Genomic DNA, 13,259 nt, shown 5'->3' on the forward strand with positions numbered 1-13,259 from the left:
CCGTGGCCGAGCTTTCGCCTCAATCCAGCGCCGACGAAATCGTCGCTCATCTGCGCTCGATCGCCTCGGAGGAAAATCGCCTTGGCATGCTGCGCTACGGCATCAAGATCGAACGTGCGCTCGGTATCTCGCATGGCGTGCAGCGGCAGATTGCCAAGAAGATCAAGCGCAACCATGACCGTGCCTTCGAGCTTTGGCAGACAGGCATCATGGAGGCGCAGTTCATCGCCTCCGTGACCGCCGATCCAGAGCGGTTCTCCGCCGCGGATGCAAGACGATGGGCGGCGACTTTCGACTCGTGGGATATCGTCGACGGGGTCTCCGATCTCTTTGTCGATACGGATTGCTGGAGGGAACTGATCGCCGAATTCGCGGTCGACGAACGGGAATTCGTTCGGCGCACGGCGTTTGCGATGATGGCTTGGTCGGTGGTCCACCGGAAGAAGGAACCCGAGGCGACCTTCCTCGAATTCCTGTCGATCATCGAAGCGCATGCGACCGACGGCCGCAATTTTGTGAAGAAGGCGGTGAACTGGGCGCTTCGTTCGATCGGCAAACGATCGATGAATTTGCACGGCCCTGCCCTTGCCCTGGCGCAAAAACTAGCGGCCTCGACAGACAGGACTGCGCGCTGGATCGGCAAGGACGCCGTGAAGGAACTTTCCGATGCCAAGACGCTCGAACGGCTCGCCGCCAGAAAAGCTTGACCTGAGCAAAGTCCGCTTCACGGAGGTGACGCAATCGACGCGCGCTGATTTCGAAAACCTGTTCGAGCAACCCGGCGGGCCGAAATATTGCTGGTGCATGGCCTGGCGCAACCTCGACCGCCGCGAGCATGTCGAGAACGACGAGAAGAAACGCGCGATGATGGCGCTGATCGAGGCTGGCACGCCGGTCGGCATTGTCGCCCAGATCGATGGCCGGACCGTCGGCTGGTGCTCGGTCGCGCCGCGCGAGACCTACCGCAGGCTGTCGCGGCAGCAGGACGATAGCGAGATGGGCATCTGGTCGATCGTCTGCTTCTATGTACCGAGAGCGCTGCGCGGTGGCGGGCTGGCAAGCGCATTGCTCGACGCGGCCATCGATCACGCCGTTGCCAAAGGCGCCAGGATGATCGAAGCCTATCCGGTCGACGATGCTTCGCCGAGCTACAGCTTCATGGGGTTTCGCGGCATGTTCGTCGCCCGTGGCTTTCGCGAGATTGGCATAGCCGGCTCGCGCCGGCATGTGATGCGGCTTGAGCGTTGACCAGTGGACAGCGGCAGCTTTACTTGATGTCCGCAGATCAAGGCTCAACAGCGGAGCAGCGATGAGCAACCGTTTTAAATCAGGCGCGGTCTTGGCGACTGCCTTGTTGGCGTCCGCCATCGCGGCAAGCGCTTCCGCTGGGACCATGCACATTTTCTGGAAGGATCTGCGCCCAGCGACCCAGGCAGCCGCCGAAAGCGTGGGACTGCCAATGATCGCGGCCAAAATGCCGGATCATGGCGAAACGCTCTCTCACGATTTGCAGGACCAGACCGTGCAGCTCGCGGGCTACGCACTGCCGGTCGATCGCGACGGTGATCTCGTCTATCAATTCCTGCTGGTGCCCTGGACAGGGGCCTGCAGCCATATGCCGACGCCGCCGCCCAACCAGATCGTCCTCGTTACGCCTGCGCAACCCTACCGGATGTCCGAGGCCTACCAGCCGGTTTCGATAACTGGCGCACTAGAGCCAGGCATGGAGAAGAGCCAGCTTTTCATCCTTGACGGCGTCAGTGTCATCCAGTCGGGCTACACTGTGCGCAAGGCCGAGGTGGTCAACGTCGACACCGTGCCGGACACGATCACGCTGCCGGTCAACTCGCCCTGGACTTTCCTCAACAAAAAGAAGAACTAAGCAGAAGAATCTCAAGCGGCGTTGGCGCCGGACTCCTTGTCGAGCACCATGTAATCCAGCGGCATCTCGGTGGTGTATTTGATCTGCTCCATGGCGAAGGAAGACGACACGTCGCGGATCTCGATCTTGGCGATCAGCCGCTTGTAGAAGGCGTCGTAGGCGGCGATGTCGGGCACCACGACGCGCAAGAGATAGTCGACATCGCCGCTCATGCGGTAGAATTCGACCACTTCGGGAAATTCCTGGATGACCTCCGAAAAGCGCCGCAGCCATTCATGGCTGTGCGAATTGGTGCGGATCGACACAAACACCGTGACCCGCACATTGACCTTTTCATGGTCGAGGATGGCGACGCGCCGCTTGATGACGCCCTCTTCCTCGAGCTTCTGGATGCGCCGCCAGCACGGCGTCGTCGACAGGCCGACCTTCTTGGCGACGTCGGCGACCGCAAGCGTCGCATCCTCCTGCAGGAGGCGGAGGATTTTTCTATCGAGGCGGTCCATTGGGTGCTCCCCCTGATGCAAGTCGTCCAAAGTGCGCAGCGGCTTTGGCACAACGATATGCATAAAAACAAGAATTTAAAAGCGCGTCCCCTCATGCGCTACGCGCTTCGAGGAATAGATTACCATATTCCCTCTTGTCATGGCCTTTTACAAGAAAGAAATTCTGTCGGATAGCGCGAAAGCGAGTGATTTCTTGCTGAATGCCTAGCCGATGCGATAGCGGATTTCCGATCTTAGAAATGGCAGCAAATCCATTTCAAACCATGGATTGCGCTTCAGCCAGCCGGTGTTGCGCCAGGACGGGTGCGGCAGCGGCAGGACTTTCGGGTCAGTCGGTGCCGCCCAGATGGCGCGCCAGTCCAAGACTGTTTCTGTCAGCGAGGGACGGCGCGCCGCGCCCATATGCCAGCTTTGCGCGTAGATGCCGATCGTCAGCACCAGATCGACTTGCGGCATCAGCGCCATCAGCGATACGCGCCAGGCCGGCGCACATTCGCGGCGCGGCGGCAGGTCGGCGCCCTTGGCGTCCTGACCCGGAAAGCAAAAGCCCATCGGCACAATGGCAAACTTGTCCGTGTCATAGAATTCCTCGCTGCCGACGCCGAGCCAGCTTCGCAGCCGGTCGCCGGAGGCGTCGGTGAACGGCATGCCTGACACGTGGACCTTGGTACCCGGCGCCTGGCTGGCGATCAGGATGCGGGCGCTCGAAGATGGCCTGAGCACCGGACGCGGCTGGTGCGGCAATGGCCTGCCGGCCGGCTTATCGACGCAGATGCGGCAGGCGCGTACCCTCGCTGCCAAGGCTTCCAACTCTTCGCTCATTCGGAACTCATTGTCAGGCGGCGGCACTCGGCCGGCTTGAGATTGCCCGATACCAGCGCATCACGTTGGTGCACTCTTCGGGTACCTTGATGCGAGCCGGCTTCATGAAGTCGATGGCGACCAGCCCGGTGATGTCGGCGATCGAATAGGTATCGCCGGCGACGAATTCCCTGCCGGCGAGCTCAGTGTCCAGAAATCTCAGGAATTCGATCGCCTTCGGCTTGTTGGCCTCGCCCCATTCGGGGATTTGCGGGATCTCCCATTCCCTCATTGCGGGATGGATATGCCGGAACGCCGCGGAGACGCAGCCGAACAGATTGAACTCCACGCGCCTTTGCCACATCTCGACGATTGCCTTGCCCAGCGCACCACGCCCGAACAAAGCCGGCTCGGGGTGCAGTTCCTCGAAGTAACGGCAGATTGCGACGGACTCGGTGATGATGGTGCCATCGTCGAGTTCGAGCACCGGCAGACGCTTCAGCGGATTGCGCGAGCTGACCGGCTGCTCTTTGTGCTCCAGCGCACCCATGTCGACCGGCACCAGCGGAACTTCAACTCCCTTTTCAGCCAGGAAAATCCGAACCCGACGTGGATTGGGCGCGCGCCCGCCGTCGAACAGCTTCATCTCTATCCTCCTCGTCCGTACGACGAATTATAGGCGCAGCTCACCAGAAGCGAAAAATCTCCCGCAGGGCGTCGCCGATCGACGCCAAGGTGCCGTGTTTTCTTTCGACCAGCTCGTGCCCGTGGCTCTCGCGCCAGTTCTTCGGCTCGTCGAAAGTTCCGGCCCAGATGCCGACCTTGCCTGCGCGCGCAGCGGCTTCCTCGGTCTCGAAGTCGCCAAAGGCGACCGCCCAGCCGGCCTCGACCTGAGCGCGGTTGAGATCCTTGCCGCCGACCTTGCAATCGCCGAGCAGCCTGCCGTAGCGGTCGCGCTGCCAGCCGCTGCAGGAAACCGCTTTGCCGGCAATCAACCGCACCAGGGACTGCCGCGCGAGCTTGCCGCAGGGATAGTCGGCACCGTCCTTGCGACAGATCTGCGAATATTCCGGCGCATCGATGCCACGCATGCGGACACGCTCGCTGCCGAGGGTGATGCTATCGCCGTCATTGACAATCGCCGCGCCCTCCGTCTTGCGCGTCTCCACCCGGTCGAGGCGCGCCGCCAGGAGCATCAGCAGCCCAAGCACGATGAGCGTCAGCCCATAGTCCATCAGCCTGCGCCACGGGCTTCGCGGACGCGGCGCATAGTATCGCTGGCGCGGCCATCGCGACCACGAACGGCTCATATGGCAAACCGTTGGTTAATCATTCGAACGTAGCTTAACGATTTGAAATTGCTGCCCGCGTAAATTGAAGACTTCATGCCCCTGCAACGCTCGACCACGGCGGACAAGTTTATTGTGGACCGCAGGAAACGCCATCGCAACAGCGATGTCGCGCGCGCGGTGCGCAAGACGCGCGACCGTCTTTCGCAGCAAGCCGGAAATCCCGACTTCGACCGCGAGCTGTTGAAGCTCCACGCGCTGTCGATGACCGGCGGCGTGATCGTCATCCCGCTGCTCGTTCTGGCAACGGCCGCCGCAGGCTTGCTCGCGGGCATCGGCAAGGAGATCGGCGTCTGGGCGCTGTTCACATTCATCTGCTATACCATCGTTGCATTCATGGCGAAACGCGTCACGCAAGCGTCCGAGCTCAACCCGCTGGAAACGCATAGGGATTTCCTGATCGGCCATTTTCTTTGCGGGCTTGGCTGGGCCTGGTTCGCATGGCTCGGCTGCGAAACTTGCCAAATCGATCAGTTCCAGGTCGCCAAGGCGGTGGTGCTGCTGCTCGCCATGTCGGCAACCGCGATCCTGGCATCGTCCCTGCGCGGTGCGCTGTTGGCGACCTTCGCCCTCCCGGTCGCCATCTATGCCTATGCCAGTGCGAAACTATGGCTGCCCGTCGAAGTGATCATGGCAGGTTTGCTGATCGCTTCGCTGCCTTTCTTCGCCTATGTGGCGCGCCAGCTCAACCGTTCCTCGCTGATGCTGCTGTCGTTCCGCTCCGAAAAGGATGCGCTGATCGCCGAACTGGAGACGGCGAAATCGATGTCGGACGAGGCACGGCGGCGGGCGGAAGACGCAAATCTGGCGAAATCACGTTTCCTGGCCTCGATGAGTCACGAACTGCGCACGCCGCTCAACGCCATTCTCGGCTTTTCCGAAGTGATGGCCAACGAGGTGCTCGGCCCGATGAGCAACCCGACCTATCGCGACTATGCCCGCGACGTGCATGACTCCGGACAGCATCTGCTCGACCTGATCAACGAAATCCTCGACTTGTCGCGCATCGAAGCGGGTCGCTACCAGCTCAATGAGGAGCCGATGATGCTGCTCTCCGTCGTCGAGGATTGCTGCCACATGATGGAGCTGAAGGCGCGCAACAAGGACATCCGCATCGTCCAGGATTTCGAAAACGCCTTGCCGCGCCTGTTCGCCGACGAACGCGCGGTGCGGCAGATTGCGCTCAACCTCTTGTCCAATGCCATCAAGTTCACCGCCACCGGCGGCGAAATCCGCGTGCGCGTCGGCTGGACGGCGGGCGGCGGGCAATATCTCTCCGTCAAGGACAATGGGCCGGGCATACCGGAAGACGAGATCCCGATCGTACTCTCGGCCTTCGGCCAGGGCTCGATCGCCATCAAGAGCGCCGAACAGGGCACCGGGCTTGGCCTGCCGATCGTGCAGGGCCTGCTGGCCATGCATGGCGGCGAATTCCAGCTCCATTCCAGGCTACGCGAAGGCACCGAGGCGATCGCCATCTTCCCGCTGAGCCGGGTGATGGAGGAACTGCCGGCGCTGCCGACCAAGGCGGTTGCTTCGCGCCGGCGCTGAATGCTTAACCGCGGACCGCGGCTGCCATGCCGGAGCTGGTCAGCGCGGCCGCCTTGACCAGTCCAGCGGCAAGAGCCGCCCCTACCCCCTCGCCCTGGCTGACGCCCAGATCGAGCAGCGCGCGAAGGCCGAGGCGCTCGGCGGCCTTGGCATGGCCCGGCTCCGGCGATAGGCTTGCGAGGAGACAATGATCGAGCGCGGCGGGGTTGGCGGCATATAGGGCGGCAGCGGCCGCGGTCACCGCAAACCCATCGAGCAGCACCGGGATCTTCTGCATCCGCGCCGCCAGAATGGCGCCGCAGATCGCTGCGAATTCCCGTCCACCGACCCGGCGAAGCGCTTCCAGCGGATCCTTGAGGCTCGCGCCGTGAAACGCCATCGCGGCATCGACCACCTCCGCCTTGCGCCTCTGCATCGCTGCGTTGGCCCCCGATCCAGGGCCGACCCAGTCGGCGCCGGTGCCGCCGAACAGCGCCGCGCAAAGAGCCGCGGCGACAGTCGAATTGCCGACGCCGAGGTCGCCAAGGCAAAGCAGGTCGGTGCCGCCGGCAATCGCTTCCATGCCGAAGGCCATGGTGGCGGCGCAACCGCGCTCGTCCAGTGCCGCGTCCTCGGTGATGTCGGCTGTTGGAATGTGCAGAGCCAGATCGAACACCTTCAAGCCGAGATCGTTGGCGATGCAGATCTGGTTGATCGCTGCACCGCCGGCGGCGCAGAGCTCGACCGCATTTGCCGTGGCGGCGGCGGGGCGCGGCGAAATGCCGTGGCGGGTGACGCCATGATTGCCGGCAAAGAGCGCCACCAATGGCCGCGTCACCGCCGGTGGCGCGCGGCCGCTCCAGCCGGCGAGCCAGGCGGCGACGTCCTCGATGCGGCCGAGCGAGCCTTTGGGCTTGTCTGCCTTGGCAAACAACTGGCGCACGCGGGCGTTGGCCGCCATATCTGCCGGCGGCAGGCTCACCAGAAGGTCGCGAAAATCGTCGAAAGGCAGCGCGCTGGTCATGTCGATGGCGATCGTCCCTGTGAATTGGTGAGCGGCATAGCCGCCTTGGCCAGCCGGCACAACCTCGGCGTAACTTGGCGGTATTGACGCGAAAGCACTTGTTGGCGGCGCACCCCGGAGGGCTTGCATTGACTTTGTCGTTGCACCATGTGGAGGCTAGCCAAGGAAATCCTCATGACGGCCATTGAATCCCCGTGCATCCTGGTCTGCTCGATCGACATGAAAACCGGTTTCTGTTTCGGTTGCGGGCGCACGCGCGAGGAAATCGCCGCCTGGATCGACATGACCCCGCAAACCCGCCGCAGCGTCATGGCCGAGCTGCCGGCAAGGCTGGAAACGGTCGAGCGACGCCCCCGCCGGGAAACCCGTCGCAGCCGCATGGCACGCGAACGCGACGCCCTCTCGTGAACCGGCCGCAGAGATGAACCGACTGTTGTGGATTCTGATCGTCGCGATCGGGGCGGGTGTGCTCCTGCTCATGCTCAACGATTCCGCCGGCAGCACGTTCGGCATTGAGAATTACGATTTCAGCCAGCTGATCTGGCTTGGCGCTTTAGCGGCGCTCGTCGGCGCCGGCCTGCTCAGATCGGGCAGGCCGTTAGGCACCATGGCCCGCAGCCTCGGCGCCTGGGGTGCCATCGTGCTGGCGCTGATCGCCGGCTATCAGTACCGCTATGAGTTGCAGGATTTCGCCAGCCGCGTCACCGCCGGCTTTGTTCCCGGCAGTCCGCTGGCACTGGGCGTGGACGAAGGCCATGCCACCGTCACCCTGGACAAGGCCGGCAACGGCCATTTCGAAGCGCGTGTCACGATCAACGGGACGCCGATCCTGACGGTTGTCGATACCGGCGCGACCAGCACCGTGCTGACCGCCGAGGACGCACTGGCGGTCGGGTTCAATTCGGCGGCTCTCCGCTTCACCATACCGATCTCTACCGCCAACGGCATGACACGCGCCGCCGCCGTAAAAACCGATGAGCTGTCGATCGGCGGCATCGTGCGCAAGGACATGCCCATCATGATCGCCGCACCCGGCACGCTCGGCCAGAGCCTGCTCGGCATGAATTTCATCGGCTCGCTATCGGGCTTCGACGTCCGTGGCGATCGCATGATTTTGCGGGATTAACTTCTTTCCTCAGGCCGCCTCTGCGGTCCTGCCGAAATCGACTTCTGCGAAAGCCGCCTTGAGCACCTGCGGTCCGGCACCCGGCTTTGTCGCCTCGGTGGAAAGGATCTGCCGATAGCGGCGTGCACCGGGCAGGCCGTGAAACAGCCCGACCATGTGCCGGGTGACATGCCCGAGGCGTCCACCCTGCTCGATATGGCGTGCCGCGTAATCCGCCATGGCATCGATCAGCGCGGCAAAATCGAACGGCTCAGCCGTGCCGCCGTAAAACGCGGCATCGATGCCGGTCAGTATCCCGGGCGTGTGATAGGCGGCGCGACCGAGCATAGCGCCATCGACATGGTCGAGATGCCTCAGCGCCTCTGCAAGAGATTGAATGCCGCCATTGATGCCGATGAATTTGTTTTGTTTTCTGGCTTTCAGCCGATATACGCGGCCATAGTCGAGCGGTGGGACGTCGCGATTTTCTTTTGGGCTCAGACCTTCCAGCCAGGCCTTGCGGGCGTGCACCCACAGCGCGTCGGCGCCGGCCGCGAAAACACCGTCGGCCAAGGCATCGAGTGCCGGTTCCGGATCCTGCTCGTCGACGCCGATGCGGCACTTGACGGTAACCGGTATTTTCACCGCCGCCTTCATCGCAGCGACGCAATCCGCGACGAGCACCGGCGTCTTCATCAGGCAGGCGCCGAACGTGCCCGACTGGACGCGGTCGGACGGACAGCCGACATTGAGGTTGATTTCATCATAGCCGAAGGCTTCGCCGATGCGCGCCGCCTCGGCCAGCTTTCCCGGATCGGCGCCGCCGAGCTGCAGCGCCACCGGATGTTCGCTGTCGTCGAAGCCGAGCAGCCGCTCGCGTGCGCCGTGGATGACCGCATCTGCCACCACCATCTCAGTGTAGAGCAGCGCCTCGCGCGTCAATTGGTGATGGAAGAACCGGCAGTGCCGGTCCGTCCAGTCCATCATAGGTGCAATAGCCAATCTATGTGCTTGATATCTCACATTTTTTCTCGTATTTTCAGGACGTTAAAACGTGCACAGGTTCGCCGTTTGTACGCCACGATATCCGTTCGTTTTCGCGTTTTGTACCGCGCAGTGTGCACACAGCGTGCACGAAAAAGAGACCATCCATGGCATCCATCAACAAGTTGGCTTCCGGCAAGTGGCGTGTGCAGGTCCGCTGCAAGGGCCACTACCTCAGCAACAGCTTCTCGCTCCGCAAGGACGCCGAAATGTGGGCGCGCCGAATTGAGCGAGAGATCGACCTGGGCCAGAAGCCCGCTCCCAAGCACAAGGACGGGATTAAGACAGTCTCCGACCTCATCGACCTGCATATCGCGGATATGATGGAAGTTGGCAAGGAAATCGGTCGTTCGAAGGGGTTCAGTCTCGATTTGCTGCGAGCAAGGCTCGGCAAACTAAACATAGCGGACCTCAATCGCGAGCAGGTCATCAAGTTTGGCAAAGAGCGAGCCGATGATGGTGCCGGGCCGGTCACCGTCGGCATAGACATCGGATACATTCACACCTTGCTGGTGCACGGCGCAGCGGTACATGGACTGCCCTATTCGGCGGAGCCGGTGGAACTTGGTCGTGTCGCCCTCGCCCGCTTGGGTCTTGTTGGTAAGGGCAACGAACGCGATCGGCGGCCGACACTTGACGAGATAGAGGCCCTGATCCGGTACTTCAGAGGAAACAACTTCCAGATTATTCCCGTCGACAAGATCATCCGCTTTGCGATCGCCACCGCCATGCGACTCGGGGAAATCTGCAACACCACGTGGGAGGACCTCAACCACCGCAACAACACCCTGCTGATACGAGATCGCAAGGACCCACGCCACAAGAAGGGCAATCACATGCGTATCCCGCTCCTCGATGTGAGTGGTTACGACGCCCGCGCGATTCTCGAAGAGCAGCGTTTCTCCACCGGGGGAAAGGGACGCATCTTCCCCTACAATGGGAAATCGGCCGGAACCGCCTTCCGACGAGCCTGTCATGAACTAAAGATCGAGGATCTGCACTTCCACGACCTGCGTCACGAGGGCACAAGCCGCCTGTTTGAAGCTGGCTTCACCATCGAGCAGGTCGCGATGGTCACCGGGCATAAGGATTGGAAGATGCTACGCCGCTATACCCATTTGAGGCCGGAGCAACTTCATGTGGTCGCGGCGAGGCTTCAACAGACACCGCCAAATACGGAGTTGCGGCAAGCAAACGTCTAATGGCACTTTTTCAGATATCCGGTTGCTAGGAAGGACAACGACGAATCCGGCAACGATTGAGCGATGTTGTCACGGTCGCAAGGATTGGAAGATGTTGCGTCGATATACGCATCTCAGCCGGAAACCCTGCACACGATCCGAGTTGCGAGGGCAGCCTAGCTGACTACCAATAAAGGCGCGTCCTGAGGAATCCCTCTCAACCTCTCGCAGGCGGCTCCGTGGAAAAGGCAGCGATTATCGCATCGAGCGAGACATCCAGTGCGTTGGAAAAGGTCCTGCCCTTCTGCCAAATCGCCACGTAGTGATAGAGCGCGGATGGTTCCACTGGCTTTATTCCTAGGTGAAACGCAGCGTACTCACGCGCGATGATCTCGTTGGTGATCGAAATGCCTAGGCCAGCCGAGACGTATCCGGCTTCGTGACCGTTGCAATCGAACTCCACCAATATGTTCGGCTCAACGCCGGCGAAGCGCAAGGCATTGAAGTTCATTTGGTGGGCGGCGAACTGGGGATCGATATCGACGATCGTTTCGCCTGCCAGGTCGTACGCCCCGACACAGGTCTGTTTTGAAAAGCGGTGGTCGGGATGAAAGATGCATACGTTTCGTGCCGACCCGAGCGGCGCCCATTCGAACAGGAGTGGATCCAGCGGCAGTCGCGAGATTCCGAGATCCGCGCGTCCAGCCAAGATGTGCTCGCCGATCTGCTCGTAGCTTCCTGAAATCGACCGGACATTCGAAGCGGTCTTTGTGTGGATGATCGCCACGACCTTCGGCAAGGTCACGAAACCGAAAACAGAAGGCGCGGCAATCGCAATCCGTTGCTTTTCCTCGTTCTTCATAGCGAAGATTGACGCCTCCAGCCGATCCAGCGACGTCAGAGCAAGTTCTACGTTTCGCAGGAGTTCCCAGGCTTCCTGCAAGGGTACGATGCGGTTGGCTGATCTCTTGAAGAGTGTGATGCCGAGCGTGGTTTCGAGCTGCTTCACATGTTGACTGACGGCCGGCTGGCTTATCCCGAGCGCGACCGCCGCTCGCCTCGTCGAACCGGCCCGCAAGACTTCTCGGAAGACCTTCAGTTGACGAAGCTTGAGGTCGCTCTGCAACAACTCCATTCCCTGCGCGCCTTTCCTGATAACCACACCCTGGAAGCAGAAATCGCCATCCTGAGGAGCACCAAACCACCTCAGTATATAACGGCGCGTTATAGATAAAATAATAAAAATTATAGATTGAGTGTGTAATTTCACGCGCTAGAATTAGCGAATATCTCAAATTAACTCCAAATTACAAATATAACAATTCGCAACCTTGGGTTATACGACTTGGTCTGAGTGACAAAGACCGGCGTATCCTGCGGTAATTGCGAGTCGAGGAAAGCGCCCGTGGGTGGTTTTACTTATCAGTTTGTTGTCGCACTCACCGTGACCATAGGCCTGGCCCTTGTCAGCGGCTGCCTGGGTACGGCATTTGGGCTGCTTTTGGCTATTTCGAAGGGCACGGCACAACCGCGCCTCAACCGTGTCGTGACGGCCTACACGACGGTTGTCCGTGGTCTACCAGAACTTCTCATTATCCTGCTCATCTACTTCGGCGGAACCACGCTCGCCAGCAAGATCGCCGGCCGGTACGTGGAGGTGAACGCATTCACCGCAGGCGTTATCGCGCTCTCGGTCGTTTTCAGCGGTTATGCGACCGAAGTGTTTCGCGGCGCGATTGCGGCGGTGCCAGCGGGTCAAACCGAAGCGGCAAAGTCGCTTGGGCTGAACGCCTGGCAGCGCTGGATGTTCGTTATCGGACCTCAAATGCTGCGGCTGGCGCTGCCTGCCTATGGCAATCTCTGGATCTCGCTCTTCAAGGATACCGCGCTGGTTTCGATCGTCGGCCTGACCGACATCATGCGCGTTGCCTATCTGGGGGCCGGATCGCTGCGCGCACCATTGACCTTCTACCTTGCGGCCTCCGCTCTCTATCTCACGCTGACCACCGTCACGCTGCTGTCGATCCGGCTGGCTGAGCGGCGCTATCCGGCACTCGGCCGGTAGGAGAGAGCGACCCATGAACCTCAGCTTGATGTTTGACGCAATGGTTGTCCTGCCTTCGGGCGTTGGTCTCACATTGACCCTCACGGTCTTGTCGCTGACGGCCGGATTTCTTCTGTCCGTGCCGCTGGCCTTCATGCGCGCGTTCGGACGTCCCGGCCTCTCGCTCGCGGTGCTCTCATACACCTATGTGATCCGCGGGACGCCGATGCTCGTTCAGCTCTTCCTGCTCTATTACGGCCTCGCTCAGATCGAGGCGGTGCGGGCCAGCATCTTCTGGGTGATCCTGCGCGACCCTTTCTGGTGCGCCCTTCTGACATTTTCGCTGAACAGCGCCGCACACACCACCGAGATCCTGTGCCGTGGTCTCCAGTCCGTGCCTAAGGGTGTCACCGAGGCGGCCACGTCTCTCGGCTTGAAACGCTTCCAGATCGCTCGCCTGGTCACCTTCCCGATCGCTTTCAGGATATCGCTACCGGCCTACGGCAACGAGATCGTCGGGATGATCAAGGGCTCGTCGCTCGCGAGCACCGTGACGCTGCTCGAGATCACCGGCATGGCGAGACAGATGGTGTCGACCACGTTCGCGCCGTACGAGATCTTCATCGTCGCCGGAGCGATCTACCTGTCGCTCACCTCGATCGCGGTGAAAGCGATCCAGTTGCTGGAGCGATGGCTGTCGACCGATGGCCATCCGGTGCGTCGACGAAAGGCGCGATTGCGCCCCGCCCTACCTGACCCAGAGATCACGACGCCGCTGCCCTGACGCGCAGGTTCT

The 13,259-nt window shown here is 61.3% G+C and carries 15 protein-coding genes and 1 pseudogene; 9 read left to right on the forward strand and 7 right to left on the reverse strand.

What is annotated here, in order from left to right; all coding sequences use genetic code 11:
• Nucleotides 1-2 precede the first annotated feature (2 nt).
• From NKH71_RS10710 to NKH71_RS10720, 3 genes are all read left to right on the forward strand, one after another.
• On the forward strand, nucleotides 3-707 hold the full coding sequence (locus NKH71_RS10710; RefSeq protein WP_023717641.1) for a DNA alkylation repair protein: 705 nt from the start codon (nucleotides 3-5) through the stop codon (nucleotides 705-707).
• Complete coding sequence (locus NKH71_RS10715; RefSeq protein WP_352482601.1) at nucleotides 667-1,248, forward strand: GNAT family N-acetyltransferase; 582 nt, start codon at nucleotides 667-669, stop codon at nucleotides 1,246-1,248. Before NKH71_RS10710 ends, NKH71_RS10715 begins: the two co-directional genes overlap by 41 nt.
• A 61-nt stretch (nucleotides 1,249-1,309) precedes the next feature.
• The gene (locus tag NKH71_RS10720; protein WP_023717643.1) at nucleotides 1,310-1,882 is read left to right on the forward strand and encodes a DUF3299 domain-containing protein; all 573 of its coding nucleotides are present in this window, start codon (nucleotides 1,310-1,312) and stop codon (nucleotides 1,880-1,882) included.
• Between the two features lie 11 nt (nucleotides 1,883-1,893).
• Here NKH71_RS10720 and NKH71_RS10725 read toward each other — a convergent pair whose 3' ends face one another.
• From NKH71_RS10725 to NKH71_RS10740, 4 genes and pseudogenes are all read right to left on the reverse strand, one after another.
• Entirely contained in the window at nucleotides 1,894-2,385 is a 492-nt protein-coding gene (locus NKH71_RS10725; RefSeq protein WP_006333679.1) for an Lrp/AsnC family transcriptional regulator, read from the reverse strand.
• Nucleotides 2,386-2,589: 204 nt separating this feature from the next.
• Nucleotides 2,590-3,281, reverse strand: a pseudogene (locus NKH71_RS10730) (uracil-DNA glycosylase family protein).
• Nucleotides 3,221-3,832, reverse strand: coding sequence for a glutathione S-transferase (locus tag NKH71_RS10735; RefSeq protein WP_352587236.1), 612 nt, complete (start codon nucleotides 3,830-3,832; stop codon nucleotides 3,221-3,223). The pseudogene NKH71_RS10730 and the gene NKH71_RS10735 overlap by 61 nt, the downstream one beginning before the upstream one ends.
• Before the next feature lie 40 nt (nucleotides 3,833-3,872).
• A complete protein-coding gene (locus NKH71_RS10740; protein ID WP_352587234.1) occupies nucleotides 3,873-4,496 on the reverse strand; it encodes a thermonuclease family protein in 624 nt (207 codons plus the stop codon).
• Nucleotides 4,497-4,571: 75 nt separating this feature from the next.
• On the opposite strand from NKH71_RS10740, the gene NKH71_RS10745 reads away from it, so the two are divergent.
• The gene (locus tag NKH71_RS10745; protein WP_352587231.1) at nucleotides 4,572-6,086 is read left to right on the forward strand and encodes a sensor histidine kinase; all 1,515 of its coding nucleotides are present in this window, start codon (nucleotides 4,572-4,574) and stop codon (nucleotides 6,084-6,086) included.
• A 4-nt stretch (nucleotides 6,087-6,090) separates the two neighbouring features.
• On the opposite strand, the gene NKH71_RS10750 is transcribed toward NKH71_RS10745, so the two are convergent.
• Entirely contained in the window at nucleotides 6,091-7,089 is a 999-nt protein-coding gene (locus tag NKH71_RS10750) for a nicotinate-nucleotide--dimethylbenzimidazole phosphoribosyltransferase (RefSeq protein WP_352482679.1), read from the reverse strand.
• Nucleotides 7,090-7,263: 174 nt separating this feature from the next.
• Between NKH71_RS10750 and NKH71_RS10755 the strand changes: the two genes are divergently transcribed.
• Both NKH71_RS10755 and NKH71_RS10760 read left to right on the forward strand, forming a co-directional pair.
• Entirely contained in the window at nucleotides 7,264-7,497 is a 234-nt protein-coding gene (locus NKH71_RS10755; RefSeq protein WP_031193575.1) for a DUF1289 domain-containing protein, read from the forward strand.
• Nucleotides 7,498-7,510: 13 nt separating this feature from the next.
• Nucleotides 7,511-8,215 (forward strand): TIGR02281 family clan AA aspartic protease, encoded by a 705-nt coding sequence (locus NKH71_RS10760; protein WP_352482604.1) that lies wholly within the window; start codon nucleotides 7,511-7,513, stop codon nucleotides 8,213-8,215.
• Between the two features lie 9 nt (nucleotides 8,216-8,224).
• On the opposite strand, the gene dusA is transcribed toward NKH71_RS10760, so the two are convergent.
• Nucleotides 8,225-9,217 carry a tRNA dihydrouridine(20/20a) synthase DusA gene (gene dusA / locus NKH71_RS10765; protein ID WP_352894872.1) on the reverse strand — a complete coding sequence of 331 codons (993 nt, stop codon included), beginning with the start codon at nucleotides 9,215-9,217 and terminating at the stop codon, nucleotides 8,225-8,227.
• A 128-nt stretch (nucleotides 9,218-9,345) separates the two neighbouring features.
• Between dusA and NKH71_RS10770 the strand changes: the two genes are divergently transcribed.
• Complete coding sequence (locus tag NKH71_RS10770; RefSeq protein WP_352894874.1) at nucleotides 9,346-10,440, forward strand: site-specific integrase; 1,095 nt, start codon at nucleotides 9,346-9,348, stop codon at nucleotides 10,438-10,440.
• A 196-nt stretch (nucleotides 10,441-10,636) separates the two neighbouring features.
• Here NKH71_RS10770 and NKH71_RS10775 read toward each other — a convergent pair whose 3' ends face one another.
• The gene (locus NKH71_RS10775) at nucleotides 10,637-11,554 is read right to left on the reverse strand and encodes a LysR family transcriptional regulator (RefSeq protein WP_352894875.1); all 918 of its coding nucleotides are present in this window, start codon (nucleotides 11,552-11,554) and stop codon (nucleotides 10,637-10,639) included.
• Between the two features lie 270 nt (nucleotides 11,555-11,824).
• Here NKH71_RS10775 and NKH71_RS10780 point away from each other — a divergent pair, with 270 nt between their 5' ends.
• Nucleotides 11,825-12,484 carry an ABC transporter permease subunit gene (locus NKH71_RS10780; protein WP_352894991.1) on the forward strand — a complete coding sequence of 220 codons (660 nt, stop codon included), beginning with the start codon at nucleotides 11,825-11,827 and terminating at the stop codon, nucleotides 12,482-12,484.
• Between the two features lie 13 nt (nucleotides 12,485-12,497).
• Nucleotides 12,498-13,247, forward strand: coding sequence for an ABC transporter permease (locus tag NKH71_RS10785; RefSeq protein WP_352894876.1), 750 nt, complete (start codon nucleotides 12,498-12,500; stop codon nucleotides 13,245-13,247).
• Nucleotides 13,248-13,259 lie beyond the last annotated feature (12 nt).

It is taken from the genome of Mesorhizobium sp. M0983 (genome assembly GCF_040318975.1).
In the GTDB taxonomy this organism is placed as follows: domain Bacteria; phylum Pseudomonadota; class Alphaproteobacteria; order Rhizobiales; family Rhizobiaceae; genus Mesorhizobium.